Origin of the sequence: Micromonospora sp. NPDC007208 (assembly GCF_042869175.1) — a bacterium.
GTDB lineage: Bacteria > Actinomycetota > Actinomycetes > Mycobacteriales > Micromonosporaceae > Micromonospora > Micromonospora foliorum.
This window is the reverse complement of sequence record NZ_JBIAFG010000018.1, coordinates 124,453-139,354: the sequence shown is the minus strand read 5'-3', so window position 1 is coordinate 139,354 and position 14,902 is coordinate 124,453. Positions and strand designations below refer to the sequence as shown.

The 14,902-nt window shown below is 71.9% G+C and carries 19 protein-coding genes; 8 read left to right on the top strand and 11 right to left on the bottom strand.

What is annotated here, in order from left to right:
• Positions 1 to 147 precede the first annotated feature (147 nt).
• The 4 genes from ACFYL6_RS28500 to ACFYL6_RS28485 form a co-directional block, all read right to left on the bottom strand.
• Positions 148 to 645: a GNAT family N-acetyltransferase gene (locus tag ACFYL6_RS28500; protein WP_387175881.1), complete on the bottom strand. Its 498-nt coding sequence runs from the start codon at positions 643 to 645 to the stop codon at positions 148 to 150.
• A gap of 39 nt (positions 646 to 684) precedes the next feature.
• Entirely contained in the window at positions 685 to 1,101 is a 417-nt protein-coding gene (locus ACFYL6_RS28495; protein WP_387175879.1) for a VOC family protein, read from the bottom strand.
• Between the two features lie 82 nt (positions 1,102 to 1,183).
• Positions 1,184 to 1,558: a cupin domain-containing protein gene (locus ACFYL6_RS28490; RefSeq protein WP_387175877.1), complete on the bottom strand. Its 375-nt coding sequence runs from the start codon at positions 1,556 to 1,558 to the stop codon at positions 1,184 to 1,186.
• Between the two features lie 135 nt (positions 1,559 to 1,693).
• Complete coding sequence (locus tag ACFYL6_RS28485; protein ID WP_387175875.1) at positions 1,694 to 2,191, bottom strand: YcxB family protein; 498 nt, start codon at positions 2,189 to 2,191, stop codon at positions 1,694 to 1,696.
• A 122-nt stretch (positions 2,192 to 2,313) separates the two neighbouring features.
• Here ACFYL6_RS28485 and ACFYL6_RS28480 point away from each other — a divergent pair, with 122 nt between their 5' ends.
• Complete coding sequence (locus tag ACFYL6_RS28480) at positions 2,314 to 2,904, top strand: DinB family protein (RefSeq protein ID WP_387175873.1); 591 nt, start codon at positions 2,314 to 2,316, stop codon at positions 2,902 to 2,904.
• A 51-nt stretch (positions 2,905 to 2,955) separates the two neighbouring features.
• On the opposite strand, the gene ACFYL6_RS28475 is transcribed toward ACFYL6_RS28480, so the two are convergent.
• On the bottom strand, positions 2,956 to 4,320 hold the full coding sequence (locus tag ACFYL6_RS28475; protein ID WP_387175870.1) for a serine hydrolase domain-containing protein: 1,365 nt from the start codon (positions 4,318 to 4,320) through the stop codon (positions 2,956 to 2,958).
• A 116-nt stretch (positions 4,321 to 4,436) separates the two neighbouring features.
• On the opposite strand from ACFYL6_RS28475, the gene ACFYL6_RS28470 reads away from it, so the two are divergent.
• Positions 4,437 to 5,306, top strand: a complete 870-nt coding sequence (locus tag ACFYL6_RS28470) for a fructosamine kinase family protein (RefSeq protein ID WP_387175868.1) — start codon at positions 4,437 to 4,439, stop codon at positions 5,304 to 5,306.
• 127 nt (positions 5,307 to 5,433) lie between these two features.
• Positions 5,434 to 6,684 (top strand): MFS transporter, encoded by a 1,251-nt coding sequence (locus ACFYL6_RS28465; protein ID WP_387175866.1) that lies wholly within the window; start codon positions 5,434 to 5,436, stop codon positions 6,682 to 6,684.
• Here the strand turns inward: ACFYL6_RS28465 and ACFYL6_RS28460 are convergent.
• The gene (locus ACFYL6_RS28460; protein ID WP_387175864.1) at positions 6,626 to 7,585 is read right to left on the bottom strand and encodes a GlxA family transcriptional regulator; all 960 of its coding nucleotides are present in this window, start codon (positions 7,583 to 7,585) and stop codon (positions 6,626 to 6,628) included. The genes ACFYL6_RS28465 and ACFYL6_RS28460 overlap by 59 nt on opposite strands.
• Positions 7,586 to 7,706: 121 nt before the next feature.
• On the opposite strand from ACFYL6_RS28460, the gene ACFYL6_RS28455 reads away from it, so the two are divergent.
• Both ACFYL6_RS28455 and ACFYL6_RS28450 read left to right on the top strand, forming a co-directional pair.
• Positions 7,707 to 8,384: a DJ-1/PfpI family protein gene (locus ACFYL6_RS28455; protein WP_387175861.1), complete on the top strand. Its 678-nt coding sequence runs from the start codon at positions 7,707 to 7,709 to the stop codon at positions 8,382 to 8,384.
• Positions 8,381 to 8,851 (top strand): hypothetical protein, encoded by a 471-nt coding sequence (locus ACFYL6_RS28450; protein ID WP_387175859.1) that lies wholly within the window; start codon positions 8,381 to 8,383, stop codon positions 8,849 to 8,851. Before ACFYL6_RS28455 ends, ACFYL6_RS28450 begins: the two co-directional genes overlap by 4 nt.
• Here ACFYL6_RS28450 and ACFYL6_RS28445 read toward each other — a convergent pair.
• Positions 8,778 to 10,028, bottom strand: a complete 1,251-nt coding sequence (locus ACFYL6_RS28445; protein WP_387175857.1) for an MFS transporter — start codon at positions 10,026 to 10,028, stop codon at positions 8,778 to 8,780. The genes ACFYL6_RS28450 and ACFYL6_RS28445 overlap by 74 nt on opposite strands.
• Positions 10,029 to 10,100: 72 nt before the next feature.
• Between ACFYL6_RS28445 and ACFYL6_RS28440 the strand changes: the two genes are divergently transcribed.
• A complete protein-coding gene (locus tag ACFYL6_RS28440) occupies positions 10,101 to 10,943 on the top strand; it encodes a LysR family transcriptional regulator (RefSeq protein ID WP_387175855.1) in 843 nt (280 codons plus the stop codon).
• 28 nt (positions 10,944 to 10,971) lie between these two features.
• On the opposite strand, the gene ACFYL6_RS28435 is transcribed toward ACFYL6_RS28440, so the two are convergent.
• Both ACFYL6_RS28435 and ACFYL6_RS28430 read right to left on the bottom strand, forming a co-directional pair.
• On the bottom strand, positions 10,972 to 11,427 hold the full coding sequence (locus ACFYL6_RS28435; RefSeq protein WP_387175853.1) for a hypothetical protein: 456 nt from the start codon (positions 11,425 to 11,427) through the stop codon (positions 10,972 to 10,974).
• Positions 11,424 to 11,825: a DUF6069 family protein gene (locus ACFYL6_RS28430; protein ID WP_387175851.1), complete on the bottom strand. Its 402-nt coding sequence runs from the start codon at positions 11,823 to 11,825 to the stop codon at positions 11,424 to 11,426. Before ACFYL6_RS28430 ends, ACFYL6_RS28435 begins: the two co-directional genes overlap by 4 nt.
• A gap of 131 nt (positions 11,826 to 11,956) precedes the next feature.
• Here ACFYL6_RS28430 and ACFYL6_RS28425 point away from each other — a divergent pair, with 131 nt between their 5' ends.
• Together ACFYL6_RS28425 and ACFYL6_RS28420 are read left to right on the top strand one after the other, a co-directional pair.
• Entirely contained in the window at positions 11,957 to 13,126 is a 1,170-nt protein-coding gene (locus ACFYL6_RS28425) for a sensor histidine kinase (RefSeq protein WP_387175849.1), read from the top strand.
• Entirely contained in the window at positions 13,114 to 13,776 is a 663-nt protein-coding gene (locus ACFYL6_RS28420) for a response regulator (RefSeq protein ID WP_387175847.1), read from the top strand. The genes ACFYL6_RS28425 and ACFYL6_RS28420 overlap by 13 nt, the downstream gene beginning before the upstream one ends.
• Before the next feature lie 14 nt (positions 13,777 to 13,790).
• Here ACFYL6_RS28420 and ACFYL6_RS28415 read toward each other — a convergent pair whose 3' ends face one another.
• Positions 13,791 to 14,261: a hypothetical protein gene (locus ACFYL6_RS28415; protein ID WP_387175845.1), complete on the bottom strand. Its 471-nt coding sequence runs from the start codon at positions 14,259 to 14,261 to the stop codon at positions 13,791 to 13,793.
• Positions 14,258 to 14,851, bottom strand: coding sequence for a CDP-alcohol phosphatidyltransferase family protein (locus ACFYL6_RS28410; protein WP_387175844.1), 594 nt, complete (start codon positions 14,849 to 14,851; stop codon positions 14,258 to 14,260). Before ACFYL6_RS28410 ends, ACFYL6_RS28415 begins: the two co-directional genes overlap by 4 nt.
• Between the last annotated feature and the right edge of the window lie 51 nt (positions 14,852 to 14,902).

The following is a 14,902-nucleotide window of genomic DNA, read 5'->3' as shown; positions in this document are numbered from 1 at the left end:
CGCGCGGCGGGAATGGGGCTCTCCGACAACATGCCGCCCCCGGGCCACACCGGGGCAACCAGGGGACGGTGGCATAATTCCGGGGGGGGCCCGCCCCCCCCGGGGGGGCCCCGCCCCCCCCCGGGCCCCCCACCACGCTCGCCACGCTCAGGAGACGCGCGGCAACGACAGCCAGTCCTGCCAGGAGATGTCGCGGCCCAGGTAACGGGGCTGGTGGAACGGCCAGTCCGTGGCGATCCACTGCGGCACCAGCGCGTCGACCGCAGCCTCCGCCGCGCTGCCCACCAGGTCGTCCACCACCCACCAGGAGACCTCGCCGTCCGAGCCGGTGCGCTCCGGCGGGTCGATGTAGACGCAGCCGAGGATCGCCGTCTCCCCCTCGTCCAGCAACGCGTAGTTGAACGACTGGTGCGCGGCTATCTCCTTCTCGTGCCGCAACAGGTCGACACGGTCCTCTTCGTAGGTCATCGTCTCGCTGGGCCACGCCCAGGCCGGGCCGAATATCTCCCACAGACGCTCGCGGGAACCCATCACGGCGGGGTAGTCGAGCGGGGTGTCCGCCTCGCGAATCGGCCGCAGGTGCAGCGCGGTGTCGGGCACCGGCACGTGGACGGGGTGGACGAACTCATCGGGCAGCCAGGTCATGAGGGCCGAGGCTAGCCCACCCGGCAGGTGCCCGGCCGCCTAGTCGAGACAGAACTCGTTGCCCTCGACGTCCTGCATGTTGAGGCACGACTCGTTCTCGCCGTCGGCGAGCAACAGCTGCCCGCGTACCGCGCCGAGCGGGACAAGTCGCGCGCATTCGGCCTCGAGGGCGGCCAGGCGCTCTTCGCCCACCAGCCCGGTGCCGACCCGCACGTCGAGGTGCACCCGGTTCTTGACAACCTTGCCCTCGGGCACCCGTTGGAAGAACAGTCGCGGGCCAACCCCCGAGGGGTCACTGCACGCGAACCACGAACCATGGTCGCGATCGACATCGTCCCAGGTGGCGAACCCGTCCGGGGGCGGCGGCGGGACGTACCCCAACACCTCGCACCAGAAACGACCGACGCGCACAGGCTCGGCGCAGTCGAAGGTCACTTGGAACTGCCTGACCGACATCCGTTCACCTTATCGGTCGTGCCGCCACCGCTGCCCCCAGCCCGGCGACTCAGCGACAATCTGACCACGGCTCGTGGGGGTCTCACTCCACCTTGGTGAGAAGTGGTTTCCCCTTCTCGACGACGTACGTGGCCAGCTCGACCGCGATGCCGTCGCCAACGTTGCGTGCCTGGTGGTGCACACCGTACGGGACCGTGAGCGCGTCGCCGGGATTGCACACCATGGGCGGCTGCCCCTCCAGCCGATACTCCAGCGTCCCCTGGAGGACGCAGATGACCTCCTCGCCGGGGTGGAAATGCTTGAACGGTGGCGAATCCGGTGTGAACTCCACCCGAGCCTGAATGACCTCCCGCCCAGGGATACTGAGGTCGTGCCGCTGCAGATCGATCCGCCACAGTCCCGGTGCTGACTCCACAGCGGTGGGGCTGATCCCCTCGGGTCGATCCGCGCTGCTCATGACGGCCTCCTGTAAGCCGTCGGGCCGACGGCCACTACTCGGATTGGTGCATCCCCGTCGAGAATAGGGAGAAGCAGGCGATCCTGGGCGCGGATGCGGTACTCCGATCCCCCCAGCGGCCCGCGGCAGCCAGGTTCACCGACGTCGCAGCAGCCCTCGTTCGGTCAGGCGGGCGCGCAACGTCTCGGCATCCTCGGCGGACATCAGCCAGCGCGGGATCACGGTGGCCGGCATCCGGCCGACGTACACGACCCAGAACTCTCCGGCCTCCCGCACCTGGGTGACCCCGTCCCAGGCGATGCCGCCGGACTCCGAGCCGCTCCGCATCATGATGTTGTCATCGGTGATGTCGTAGGCGCCCTCGACGGCGTAGTTACCGGAGCGGCGTCGGGCGCGCGCCAGCACCCACGGTCGGTACAGCATCGACAGCACGCCGGCCACGACCAGCGCGGTCCAGAGCGGCGTACTCCGCTCGCCCCACCCGAACCCCTGTGAGACGACGAGACCGATGACCCCGACCACCGTCAGGACCGCGCCGATGTAGCCGAATCTGCGCAGCCGGACGTTGCCGAGGGCAGCGGCCACCCGGCCCGGGTAGGCGGGGTCGGCGGGGACGTCGAAGCGGATGTGCACGCCAGAACGATAGTGCCTCCACCCACCCGCGAGGTCAGGCCACCAGTTTCGGCTTCCAGGGCACCGGCACCGGCCCGCCGAGGGTCCGCGGGGGCCCGGCGGATGGTGAAAGACTGGCGGGCATGGCTGATCTGAACGACGCGAAGGCCGCGCTGCACGCCTACCTCCGGGGGAACCGCGAAGACCTCATCTGGAAGCTCGACGGGCTCAGCGAACGGGAGGTCAGGCTCCCCCGCACGGCGACCGGCAACAACCTGCTGGGCGTGCTCAAGCACTGCCTCAATGTCGAGGCCGGCTACTTCGGGCCCACCTTCGGTCGCGAATTCCCGACGCCCGGCGAGCTGGTCCCGATGGCGGCGTACGACGAGGACCCGCAGGCGGACTGGTACGCCAGCGAGGACGAGACGAAGGACGGGCTGATCGACCTGTATCGCCGGGTCGGCGCGTTCGCCGACCAGACGATCGACGAGTTACCGCTCGACGCGCCGGGGCAGGTGTCGTGGTGGCGGCCAGGTCAGCAGGACGTGACGCTACAGCGGATCATCATCCACGTGACCTGCGATATCGCGCGGCACGCCGGGCACGCCGACATCATGCGCGAACAGCACGACACGGCGGTCGGCCTCCGGCGGGACGCCACCAACATCCGCGACGACTACGACTGGCCGGCGTATGTGAGCAAGCTGACGAAGCTGGCCGACCAGTTCGGATGATCGGGAGGCTGCCGGCGTGCGAGACGACCTCGACGACGCGGCCCCAACCGGTTACTCCGGTTGCTCGGTTGCTGGCCTCGCGGTCTGGGTGACGCCCTCCTGGCGCAGTTCGAGGACGTAGGGCTGGTCGTCGGTCCGGACGAACCGGACCTCCAGATCGAGGTCCGGGTGTCGGTAGCGACCGTCCGGGTCCGCCAGGAGGACAACCGGTTGCTGGGTCGAGGCGGCGAGGGTCAGCTGGCCGTCGGTGACCGCGATGTCGATCGGGTAGTCGTCGCGCAGGACGTAGCGGCCCGTGACGTCGGCGGGCGGCGCGGCGGTGATTCTGGTGGTGGCGTACCGGCGGTCCGCGGCGGCGCGGATGCTGACCAGCAGCTCCCAGCCATCCTCGGAGTTGGTCATCGCCGCGACCGCGGTGCCGCTGTTGGGCCACACGTAGGAGAAGCAGGTGTAGCCGACGTTCGACCCGGTGTGTCCGAAACGCCGACGCCCGGCGCGGTCGTCGAGTTCGGTGCCGAGCCCGTAGCTGCCGCCAGGAATCTGCGGTGTGCACATCTGGGTGGCCAGGTCGCGGTCGAGCAGCTTCGAACTTCCCGAGACGGCTCGGGCGATTTCGAGGTCGAGCCGGAGCAGGTCGGTCGGGGTGCTCCACAGTCCAGCCGCGGCGAGCTCCGGTTGCGTTCGCCAGCCGCCAGGAATCCTGGTGCCGCCGCCGTGGTGGCCACGCGCCACCTGATCCGGGCGCTGGTGCGGAAACTGCTGGTCGAAGCTGCTGTCGGCCATGGCCAGCGGTTCCAGCACCAGAGTTCGCAGGAGGTCCTCGAACGGGGTTCCGGTCGCGTCCACCATCAGCTGCTGGAGCACCGAGTAGTGGCTGCCCGAATACCGGAAGCGGCTACCCGGCAACAGGGTCGGCCGGACCGGTGGCGTAGTCGTCGCGCCGCTGCCTTCCAGGACCTGCAACAGCGACGGGGCGCGATCTGCGGCATAGCCGCGGTACCAGGTGTCGGACAGCCCGGCGGTGTGCGCCAGTAGCTGTCGTACCGTGACTTCTGGCTGCCGGCCGTTCCGGTCGGGTAGGTGCCACGAGGTGAGGTACTCGTCGACGTCGGCGTCGAGGTCCAGGACACCGGCCTGGACCAGTAGCAGCGCGCCGAACGCCGCGACATGCTTACTGATCGAACAGGCCGCGAAGGCGGTGCTCGCGGTCACCGGCGTCGACGTGCCACCAGCCAGGACGCCAAACCCTGCCGCCGACACCTGCCCGCTCACGTGGCCGACGGCGATGCTGACCCCCGGCACGTCGTAGCTGCTCATCAGCTCGGGCAAGGCCGCGGTGTCCGGTGAGAGCCGCCCGGACGACACCTGCCGGTCAAGCTGGCCCAGTAACGAGACCCAGTCCTGAGGTAAGTCCACGACATCGATTCTCGACCGCGCGTACCCGTGGATCAACTCTCGTCCACCGGCAGGGTGAGCGCGGACCAGCTACATAGGATCATGCGTATGTCCGCCGGACCTGAGGAGCGTCGCCGATGACCCTGCTGGAGCGTCTGCACCTGGCCGGTATGCGTGACGCCGTGACGGTGCAGCCGGTGACCGGCGGGCTCGCTGCGCTCGCGGGCATCGCCACCCGTCGGGACGCTCCACCTGTCTTCGTCAAGGCCTTCGCCGACCCGCCGGCCGACGACGTCTTCGTGGCCGAGGCCGAAGGGCTGGCCGCCCTGCGCGAACTCGGCGGTGTGGCGACGCCCGAGGTGATCCTGGCGGACCGGGACCTCCTGGTGCTGTCGGTGTTGCGCGAGCGGCCGCGGAGCGAGGCCTTCTGGGAGCAGTTCGCGCACCTGCTCGCCCGACTGCACCTGAGCACGACGCATCCTCGCTTCGGCTGGGACCACGACAACTGGTTGGGGCGTCGCCGCCAGGTCAACACGTGGAACGACGACGGCTTCGCCTTCTTCGCGCAGCACCGGCTGCTGCGGTGGCTGACCGAGCCCCGCGTCGAGGCGGCGCTCGACGCGGAAGACCGGGCGGCGCTGGAACGGCTCTGTGACCGGCTGCCCGACCTGCTGCCGGAGCGGCCGGCGTGTCTGACGCACGGCGACCTGTGGGCACAGAACATCCTGGCCAACGCGGACGGAGAGCCGGCGCTGATCGACCCGGCCGTGTCGTACCTGTGGGCCGAGGTCGACCTCGCGCACGTGTGGTCCACCTCGCCCCCGCCCGAGGCACGACGAATGTTCGAGGTCTACGCGGAGCTGACCTCGCTCGACGGCGGTTGGGAGGCCCGTATGCCGGTCATCCAGCTGCGACAACACCTCGCGGTGCTGGCCCAGTTCGACGACGACTGGGGTGCAGCCGACCAGATCCGCGCCGTCCTGGCCCCGTTCCGGACACGATCCTGACCGGAGGCCCGGCCGTCGACGGCGGCAGCCGGCCCGGCCAGCCGATCCGGTCGACCGCCGCCGGGGCCCGCGCGCGGAACGGGGTCGGACCCCTCGATTACGGTGGCCCCTGGAATGGGGGTGGACCATGGCACCGGAGGTATCGCCGCGAAGGGCCAGGGCCGTGCTCGTCACGCTCTCCCTCGCCGCGTTCGCGTTCATCACGACCGAGCTGCTGCCCGTCGGCCTGCTGACCCGCATCGCACCTGATCTCGACCGGTCCCGCTCCCAGGTGGGTCTGCTGGTCAGTGGGTACGCCGTGGTGGTCGTGGTGGCGTCCGTGCCGCTGACCCGGCTGACCCAGCGGATTCCCCGCCGGCAGCTGCTCGGCGTCACGATGCTCCTGTTCGCCGCCGCGAACGCCGCCGCCGCGCTGGCGCAGACGTACGCCGTGCTGGCCGGCTCCCGCCTGGTGACCGCCCTCGCCCAGGCGCTGTTCTGGTCCATCGCCACGGCGACCGTGATCGGGCCGTTTCCGGTCGCGGTGCGCGGCCGGGCGGTGGCGCTGTTCGCGACCGGGGCGACGCTCGCCCCGGTGCTCGGCGTACCCCTCGGCACCTGGCTCGGGCAGCAGGCCGGCTGGCGGGCGGCGTTCGCGGTGCTGGCCGGGGTCGGTCTGGCGATCGCCGCCGCGGTGCTGGTCCTCCTTCCGTCCTATCCCCCGGCCGCCGGTGGCGCCGCCCGGGGCACCGCACCGGACGGGCGGCGTTTCGCCGTCCTGCTGATCGCCACCGCCCTCGGCATCGGCGGCTTCATGACCCTGCAGACCTACGTGACACCGTTCCTGCTCGACGTCAGCGGCTTCGCCGACGCGGTGCTGGCGCCGCTGCTGTTCGTCTCCGGCGCGGCCGGGGTCGTCGGCACCCTGGTCGCGGCCCGGACTCTGGACACCCGGCCGATCGCCTCACTGCTGACGCCGCTGGGCATCGGCACGGCCTCGCTGCTCGGGTTGTACGCGCTCGGTGCGCTCAAGCCGGGTGTGGTCGCGCTCCTCGCCGGGATCGGCCTCGCGTACGCGGCGTTCGGCTCGGCGGTGCAGAACCGGATGCTGCAACTGGCCCCGGGCAGCACCGACATCGCGTCGGCCGGTGTCAGCACCGCCTTCAACGCCGGCATCGCCGGCGGCTCACTGCTCGGCGGTGCCCTCCTGCCCACCTCGGGGGCACGCCCGCTGGCACTCGCCGGCGGGCTGCTGGCGCTGGCCGCCCTCACCCTGCTCGCCGTGGACGCCCGTCGCAACCGCGTCGTCGGGCCAGAGCCGACCGTCGCCCGTCCCCCGGCTACGCGCCGGTCGGACCCGGCTGCGGGCGGAAGACCTTCCGGTACGCGCCGGGTGTGACGCCGAGGAGTTGCCCGAACTGGAATCGGAAGTTGCTCGTGGTCGGGAACCCGGTCTGGGCAGCGATCCGGTCGACGGTGTGGTCGGTCGTCTCCAGCAGGTCCTGCGCGTGACGGATGCGTACCCCCGACACCCACTGCATGGGGCTCTGCCCTGTCTCGTCCTTGAATCGACGGGTCAGCGTACGCACGCTCATGCCGGCGGCGGCGGCGATGTCGGCGAGGGTGAGGTCCCGGTACGCGTTGGCCTCGATCCAGGAGAGCGCCCGTTCCAGAGTTGACGTCCGGTAGGTGGGGCGGTTCCGGACGATGTACTGCGCCTGCCCGCCCGGGCGGTGCAGCGGCGCGACGGCGAGGCGGGCGGCGTCCGCCGCGACGGCCATCCCGTAGTCGCCCTGAACGATGTGCAGGCACAGGTCGAGACCGGAGGCGGCTCCGGCGGACGTCAGGACGCTCCCGTTGTCGGTGTAGAGCACGTCGGGGTTCATTCGGACGGCGGGATGCCGTCGGGTGAACTCGTCCGCGGCGAGCCAGTGTGTCGTCGCGTCCCGGCCGTCGAGCAGGCCCGCCTCGGCCACTGTGAACGCGCCGACGCAGATCGACGCGATCCGTGTCCCGCGCGCCGCTGCGGCCCGCAGGGCTGCGAGAACGGCGGGCGGTGAGGGCCGCAACGGGTCGTTCCTTCCCGGTACCACGACAAGGTCTGCCCGCTCGATGGCGTCCAGTTCCTCGTCGACGGCCAGGCGCAGCGGACCGGCCTGGACGGACGGCTCGTGGCCGGCGACGACGAGCCGGTATCCCGGACGGCCGTCGGGTAGACGCACGCGCCCGAAGGTTTCGATCGCGGTGGCCATATCGAACGCGATCGCATCCGGAAGAGCGAGCACCACGACCGTGTACATCCCAGCAGAATAGGGCACTCGGCCGTTGGCCAGATACAGGCGAAGTCTGTCTTGATTGCCATCGGCATCGCCGCTGACGGGGCGCGAACATGGAGGACACCTCCACCGGAAGAGATCACTCATGCCTCGACTGCACGCCCAGTTCGTCCTCTTCGACGGGTTCGACCCCCTCGACGTCATCGCCTCGTTCGAGGTGCTGACCGCCGGAAGCCAACTCCTCGGCGGCGCGCTCGCGGTGGAACTCGTCTGCGCGGGCGGTCCCCGCGTCGTGCGGTCCGGCAACCCGCAGATCAGCCTCACCGCAACCGCCAGGCTCGACCCGGACGCACCCGGTTACGTGGTCGTCCCAGGGGCGGTCGGCCCCGTCGACGGAGACCCGGACGCCGGGGACGAGACCATTCCCGTACTCCTGGGCCGTTTCGCGTCGAGCGACGCGATGCCCCTTCTCCGTCGCGCGCTCGACAACCCGGACGTCACCGTGGCGGCCTTCTGCGGCGGATCACTCGCCCTCGCGATGGCCGGTCTCCTGGCGGGCCGCACCGCGACGACGCACGGGCTCGGCATCGACCTGCTTGGCGCCACCGGGGTGACCGCCGTCCGCGCCCGCGTGGTCGACGACGGCGACCTCGTCAGCGGCGGCGGCGTCACGTCGGGTCTCGACGTAGCCCTCTACCTGCTCGAACGTGACTTCGGCGCGCCGACGGCGCTCGCCGTGGAGGAGCTGTTCGAGTACGAGCGACGCGGCACCACCTGGCAGCTGCCGAAGACGAGCGTGCTCGGCGAGAGGACCAGCGCGTGAGTGCGTTCCTGCTGTCGGTCCACGTGCTCGCGGCCATTCTCACCGTCGGCCCGGTCGCCATCGCCGCGAGCATGTTCCCGCGCTTCGCGCGTCTCGCTCTCGCCGCGCCCGACGAGCCGGGGAGGGTTGCCGCCGTGCGCATCCTGCACCGCATCACCCGTGTCTACGCGGTGATCGGCGTGCTCGTTCCGGTGTTCGGCCTCGCGACGGCCGCGAGTCTCGGCGTGCTCGGCGACCGGTGGCTAATCGTCTCGATGGTCCTGACGGTCGCGGCGGCCGCGATGCTGATCGCCCTCATTCTGCCTGGTCAGAAACGCGTCGTCGGTGCGCTCGACACGGGCGAGTCCGTGCCGGGTGGCGCCGCACGCCGACTCGGGATGCTGACGGGCGTGTTCAACCTGCTGTGGGCGATCGTCGTCGTGCTGATGATCTACCGGCCTGGCTCGACCACGGGGGTTGGTCGCTGAGCCCGCGTCGGACTCTGCCGATCCTGGAGCGGCGGGACAGCAGGTATCCGGTCCCCGCGGCGGCGAGGCCGGCGAGCCCGGCCGTCGCGAAACCGCCCGCCGGCACGGAGAGGTCGATCGCCACGCCGACGAGCGGGGAGCCGAGCGCGAAACCGGCGCTCTGGGCCGAAGACTGCAGACCCACGACCTCGCCGCGCACACCGGGCGGGGCCAGCCGGCTCACCGCGTCGGCCACCGTGCCAAGGGTCGGTGCGGTGAGGAGCCCGCTGCCGACGACGGCCACACACAACCAGGGCCAGTCGTGGGCGAGCCCGGCGGGAATCGTCACGAGCCCGAGCAGGCCGAGCAGCAGCCAGGTGGGCAGCGGTCGGGTCAGCGCGCCGTAGACCAGTCCGCCGACGACGGACGACACGCCGAACACCACGACGACCACGGCGGCCCAGGCCACCTGACCTGCCTCGCGCAGCGTGGCGACGATGGCGAGGTCGACGCCGCTGAGCAGCGTCGTCGTCCCGAACGCCATCGTCAGCGCGGCGATCATCCTCGCGTCCAGCCACTGTCGGCGTGGGGGTCGTTCCACTGCGGCGGCGTCCGCCTCGTCCTGGGCGTACATCGGCGGGTTGAGCACGGCGATGCCGACGCCGCCGGCCAGGATCGCGGCGCCGACCCCCCACGCCACCACGTCAGGGGACACCGTCGCCGCGCCCAGGATCACCACCGCCGGCCCCACGATGTACGACAGCTCGCCCTGCACCGATTCCAGCGCGAACGCGGCCCGGCGCTGCTGCGCCGTCGTCATCGCGGCGATCGCCTGTCTGCTCACCGCCTGGGCCGGCACCATCAGCAGGCCCGCCCCGAAGCTGGCGACCAGCAGGAACCCGTACGGCAGGATCGGCACGCCCAGCCAGAACACGACCTGCGCGGTGACGGTCACCAGCAGGACGCCGCGCAGGCCCCGCGAGTCGATCATGCGACCGAGCAGCGGGCCGCCCAGCGCCACTCCGGCGGTCAGGGCCGCCGCGACCCCACCCGCCGCCGCGTAGCTCAGCTCCAGGCCGAGGACGACGAAGAGGGTCAGCGCCATCACGTCGGCCGTTATCGCGGTGCGGGCGAGCAACGAGACGCCCAGCAGCGGTGCCATCCCTGGCACGGCGAGCACCTGCCGGTAGCTGGTCACCCAGTTGACGCTAGTTCCGCCCGCGCACCATAAGAAGACGCCATCTTGTTGAGGCCGGCATAATGACTGCTTATGGCCAAGGACCTGGAGACCGCCCTGCTGCGGTCGTTCGTCGCCGCCGTGCGGGAGGGCAGCATCAGCCGTGCCGCGACCGCGCTCGGGCAGACCCAGCCCGGCCTCAGCCAGCAGTTACGCAGGCTCGAAAGCGTCGTCGGCCGTCCGCTGCTGCACCGCTCGTCGGCCGGGGTCGCGCCGACCCGGGCCGGCGAAGAGCTTCTGCCGTACGCCGAGCGCATCCTCGCGCTCTCCGCACAGGCACTCGCCGAAACCGGACGCGCGCTCACCGGCCACTGTGGCGTCGGGCTGCTCGAGGACCTCGCCGCGGCCCACCTGCCGCAGGCCCTCGCCGACCTCGCCCGGCTGCACCCCGGCGCGACGTTGGAGGTGCTCAGCTGTTCCAACGCCGCCATGCGGGAGGCCTACGACGCGGGCCGCGTCCAACTCGTGCTCGACGCGGTACCGGACATTCCCGGGCCGCCGCGCTGGACGGTGCGCGCCCCGCTGGTCTGGGCGACCGGGCAGGGTGTGGACGTGACCGCCGATCCGCTGCCGGTGGTGCTCTTCTCCAACCCGTGCTCCTGGCGTACGTCGGTGCTGGACGCGCTGGAGCGCGCCGATCGGCGTTGGCGGGTGGCCTTCGAGAGCAACAGCCTGGTCGGGGTGCTCGCCGCGGTACGGGCCGGGCTCGGCGTCGCGGCGCTCATGCCCGCGAACCTCGAACCAGTCATGATCTGCCGCGACACGGGTGCCCTGCCCGTGCTGCCGGACGTCGAGTTCGGTCTCGCCCGACACCCACGGACCGAGGGTGATCCACTGATCGACGCCGTGGAGAGCGCGCTCCGTCGCATCGTCTGAGCACGCCCCCTCGTCCACGTGCGGTCGGTCACCCACTGCCCGCGCTGACGGCCGCCATCATGATCAGAGTGCGCCGCCGCCGTCGACTCATCAGCGCGAAACAGGCGGTGAGCACCACCAGCTCCAGCTCGGCCCACTCGCCAGTGACGTCGACGCGGATCGGCCCGCCCAGTCGGCCGGGGAGGCGCACCGCGAGGCGGTTCCCGTCGCGTACCAGCTCACCGCCGCACCGACCGGGCGCCCAGTGGGCCACCCCGCCGGGCCCCGGCACGTGCGACCGGCCCGGGTCGAGTCGCACCGGCACGCCGTGCTCGCCCCGGGCGGTGAACCCGATGCGCCGGCGGCCGGTCGGTTCGACCGTCCAGAGGCCGGTGCCGGTGCGGATCTCGCCGCACCGCCAGGTCCAGCCGGTACGCAGCGAGGCGGGCGGCGCGGAGTCGAGGACGAAGGTCCCGTCCTGCTTGCGTACGGTCAGCTCGGTCATCGGTTAGTCCCTTCCGGGCACGGCCGGGGCAGGCCGAGGATGAGGATCACGCCGACGCTGAGGTGCAGCAGCGCGAGGGTCGCCTTCGCTCCCCCGCCGACGCCACTGGGTGGCCCGACCACGAGCGACAGCAGCAGGACCGCGACCGCGATCGAGGTCCACCAGACGCGGGAGCGGTTGGTGAGCCGTTCCAACGCCGCGAGCAGCGCCCAGCCGGCCAGTGCCGCGACCGCGGCGGCCACGACGACCGCGGTCACCGTGACCTGCCGGGTCGAGCTTGCGGACCGGACCGCCAGGTCGACGCCGGCCGCCGAGTGCAGGAGCGCGAACTCGGCCACCGCCACCACGATCGCGCCGGCCGCCACCGCTGCTCGGCCGAGGAGAAGGTTGTTCGTCATGGCCTGAGTCTGCGGACCGGGCCGGGTCGGGCACGTCGGTCCAGACGCCGCGGCGGCTACGTCCGCCGGCGGCTCGGCGTACTACCAAAGGAGGTGGTCCGGCCGGGTGCGAGCCCAGTAGCGTGCGCGGTGTGGATGCGGCGACGTGCGAGGTCAAGCCGCCGCGGACGGGGCGTTCCGTCCCGGTGGCGGTGACGACTGCGACGACCGTGGCGGTCGGCGTCCTCGTCGCGACCATGCTGTGGTCCGCCACCCGGTCCAGCTCCGCCGGCCTGGTCGGCGTCGACGTCGCGCTGGCGGTGGCCGCCCTGGCCCTCGTTCCGGTGGTCGTCCGCCGCCCGCGGATCGGTGGCGTGCTGGCCGGGCTGCTCGTCGCGCTGTCTCCGGTGGCCACGCCGGTGGCCAGCTTCGCGGTGCTGTTCATCGCCCGCAACCGGCCGTTTCGGCAGGCGGCGGCGGTGGCGGCGGTCGGCGTGGCGGGCGAGGCGGCGCAGGCGTTCTGGCGGCCGGTGCCCAGCCTGCCGTACGGGTGGCGGCTGCTGCTGATGACGATCGCGTACGCGGCCCTGCTCGGCTGGGGCACCTGGGCGCAGGCCCGCAACGCCCTGCTGGCGGCGCTGCGGGACCGGGCCCGGCGAGCCGAGCAGGAGCAGGAACGACGGGTCGTCGAGGCGCGGGCGGCGGAGCGCAGCCGGATCGCTCGGGAGATGCACGATGTGCTGGCTCACCGGCTGTCCCTGCTGGCGGCGGCCGCCGGCGCGATGGAGTACCGGCCGGACGCGCCGCCCGAGCGACTCAGCGCCGCCGCCGGGGTGATCCGGGCCAGCGCCCATCACGCCCTCGACGAGCTGCGCGAGGTCATCACGCTGCTGCGCAGCGACGACGTGCAGTCGCCGACCGACGCGCCACCCGGGCAGACCCTCGCCGACCTGCCACGCCTGATTGACGAGGCGCGGGCCGCCGGGCAACAGGTCGAGGTCGACGACCCGCTCGGCCCGGCGGTCGAGATCCCCCCGACGGTTGGCCGGACCGCGTACCGGATCGCGCAGGAGGCATTGACCAACGCCCGCAAACACGCCGCCGGCCAGCCGGTCCGGCTGGTGCTCGGTGGCGCGCCCGGCGCCGGCCTGAGCATCGCGGTGAGCAACCCGACCACGTCCGACAGCGGTGCCACCGGCAGCGCCGGTACCGGCCTGATCGGGCTCGCCGAACGGGCCGCGCTCACCGGTGGTCGGGTCGCAAACCACGTCGATGCCGCAGGTCGGTTCCACCTCACCGCGTGGCTGCCGTGGCCGACGTGACGGGTCCGATCCGGGTCGTCATCGTCGACGACGATCCCCTCGTACGGGGAATGCTCACGCTGATGCTCGATGGCGCCGACGGGATCGTCGTCGTGGGTGAGGCCGCCGACGGCGCCACGGCGATCACGGCTGTGGACCGGCACCTGCCCGACGTGGTGCTGATGGACATCAGGATGCCCGGCGTCAACGGCATCACCGCCACCGAGCGCCTGCGCCGCCGCCACCGGCCACCCGAGATCATCGTGCTCACCACGTTCGACACCGACGAGCACGTGCTGCGAGCCCTCCGGGCCGGCGCGAGCGGCTTCCTGCTCAAGGACACCCCGCCCGAGCAGATCAGTCAGGCGGTCCGCGCGGTGGCGGCCGGCAACCCGATGCTGTCTCCGGGCGTGACGCGCCGCCTCATGCAGCGGGTCGCGTCGGGGGCCGAAACCTACGAGCAGGCGCACGAGCGGTTGGCCCTGCTCACGCCCCGGGAGCGCGACGTCGTGCTGGCCATCGCGCAGGGGCGCTCCAACGCCGAGATCGCCAGCGAGTTGCTGATGAGCGTGACGACGGTGAAGGCCCACGTCTCGCACATCCTGACCAAGCTGGACCTCGACAACCGTACCCAGATCGCCCTGCTCGCCCACGACGGCCGGCTCCTCTGACGGCGAGCCGGCGGTCAGGCCAGCACCGCCGGCAGGACCAGGACGGCGAAGCGGATCACCCGCCCGGAGAGGCACGCGCCGGCGAACTCCCAGCGTCGAAGGCCCGCGGTGCCCGCGGCGAGGCTGACCACGGCCAGCGGTGGAACCCCGACCGCGGCGGAGACCAGCACGGTCGGTAGGGCGGTGCGGCGGCGGGAGAGCCAGCGCCGGATCGGCTCGGTCCACCGGGCGGCCCGGGCCGCCGCGCGACCGGACCTTCTCCGGTGCGCGGCCTTCCGGAACAGTCGCCCCGATCCACGTCGCGCCGACTCGAACAGGAGCAGCTTGCCGGCGGTCTGCCCGAGCGCCAGAGCGACCACGGCGACGAGGGCGTGGCCGCCACGTTGCCCGGCGACCACGGCGTACGCCTCGGCGTTGACGACCGGGACGAGCGCCGAGGCGACACCGTAGCCGAGCGCCACCACGGCCTCGGCGAAACCGCTCACGCCCGACCGTCCCGTTCGAGCAACCGGACCACCGCTGCGGCCGACCACAGCTTGACCGCGACGACGGCGACGGCGATGCCCAGCGCGAGCGGGTACTGGTCGAACGCGATGGCGCCGATCACCCCGGCGGTGTTGGCGACCTTGGCCAGGGGCGACCAGTTCAACGCCCACACCCGCCGGTCGACCACGTGGAAGTGGTTGGGGCTGAGCACCGGCCAGCACAGGAACGCCAGCGACAGCATGGTGTCCAGCACCAGGAACGAGAGCAGGAAGACCACTGCCACGACCGCGACGTGCGGCACGAGGGAGACCAGGCCCACGCAGAGTACGGCGGTGCACGCGCGGTCGCTCACGATGTCGAACACGGCCCCGGCCCGCGTCTCCTGTCCGAGCCGGCGGGCGGCCCAGCCGTCGAGCACGTCGCCGAGCCAGTAGATACCGTAGGATACCGCCATCAATGCCACCGACCCGGAGACGAGGGCGACGATACCGACGGTGACAGCGGCGACCGTGCGAATGGCGGTGATGTAGTTGGGAACCGTACGAATCGGGCCGACGGTGATGGCGGCGCGGGAGTCAACGAGAGTCACCTCCGCAGCGTCGTGCGATGCGCGTCGTCGCGGAACGTGCGGCGGTGCCGA

What these genes read in the sequence shown, in the direction of transcription:
- ACFYL6_RS28500 (WP_387175881.1), bottom strand. Translation starts at nt 645, where the DNA reads ATGACCTGGCTGCCCGATGAGTTCGTCCACCCCGTCCACGTGCCGGTG.
- ACFYL6_RS28495 (WP_387175879.1), bottom strand. Translation starts at nt 1,101, where the DNA reads ATGTCGGTCAGGCAGTTCCAAGTGACCTTCGACTGCGCCGAGCCTGTG.
- ACFYL6_RS28490 (WP_387175877.1), bottom strand. Translation starts at nt 1,558, where the DNA reads ATGAGCAGCGCGGATCGACCCGAGGGGATCAGCCCCACCGCTGTGGAG.
- ACFYL6_RS28480 (WP_387175873.1), top strand. Translation starts at nt 2,314, where the DNA reads ATGGCTGATCTGAACGACGCGAAGGCCGCGCTGCACGCCTACCTCCGG.
- ACFYL6_RS28470 (WP_387175868.1), top strand. Translation starts at nt 4,437, where the DNA reads ATGACCCTGCTGGAGCGTCTGCACCTGGCCGGTATGCGTGACGCCGTG.
- ACFYL6_RS28465 (WP_387175866.1), top strand. Translation starts at nt 5,434, where the DNA reads ATGGCACCGGAGGTATCGCCGCGAAGGGCCAGGGCCGTGCTCGTCACG.
- ACFYL6_RS28460 (WP_387175864.1), bottom strand. Translation starts at nt 7,585, where the DNA reads ATGTACACGGTCGTGGTGCTCGCTCTTCCGGATGCGATCGCGTTCGAT.
- ACFYL6_RS28455 (WP_387175861.1), top strand. Translation starts at nt 7,707, where the DNA reads ATGCCTCGACTGCACGCCCAGTTCGTCCTCTTCGACGGGTTCGACCCC.
- ACFYL6_RS28440 (WP_387175855.1), top strand. Translation starts at nt 10,101, where the DNA reads ATGGCCAAGGACCTGGAGACCGCCCTGCTGCGGTCGTTCGTCGCCGCC.
- ACFYL6_RS28435 (WP_387175853.1), bottom strand. Translation starts at nt 11,427, where the DNA reads ATGACCGAGCTGACCGTACGCAAGCAGGACGGGACCTTCGTCCTCGAC.
- ACFYL6_RS28430 (WP_387175851.1), bottom strand. Translation starts at nt 11,825, where the DNA reads ATGACGAACAACCTTCTCCTCGGCCGAGCAGCGGTGGCGGCCGGCGCG.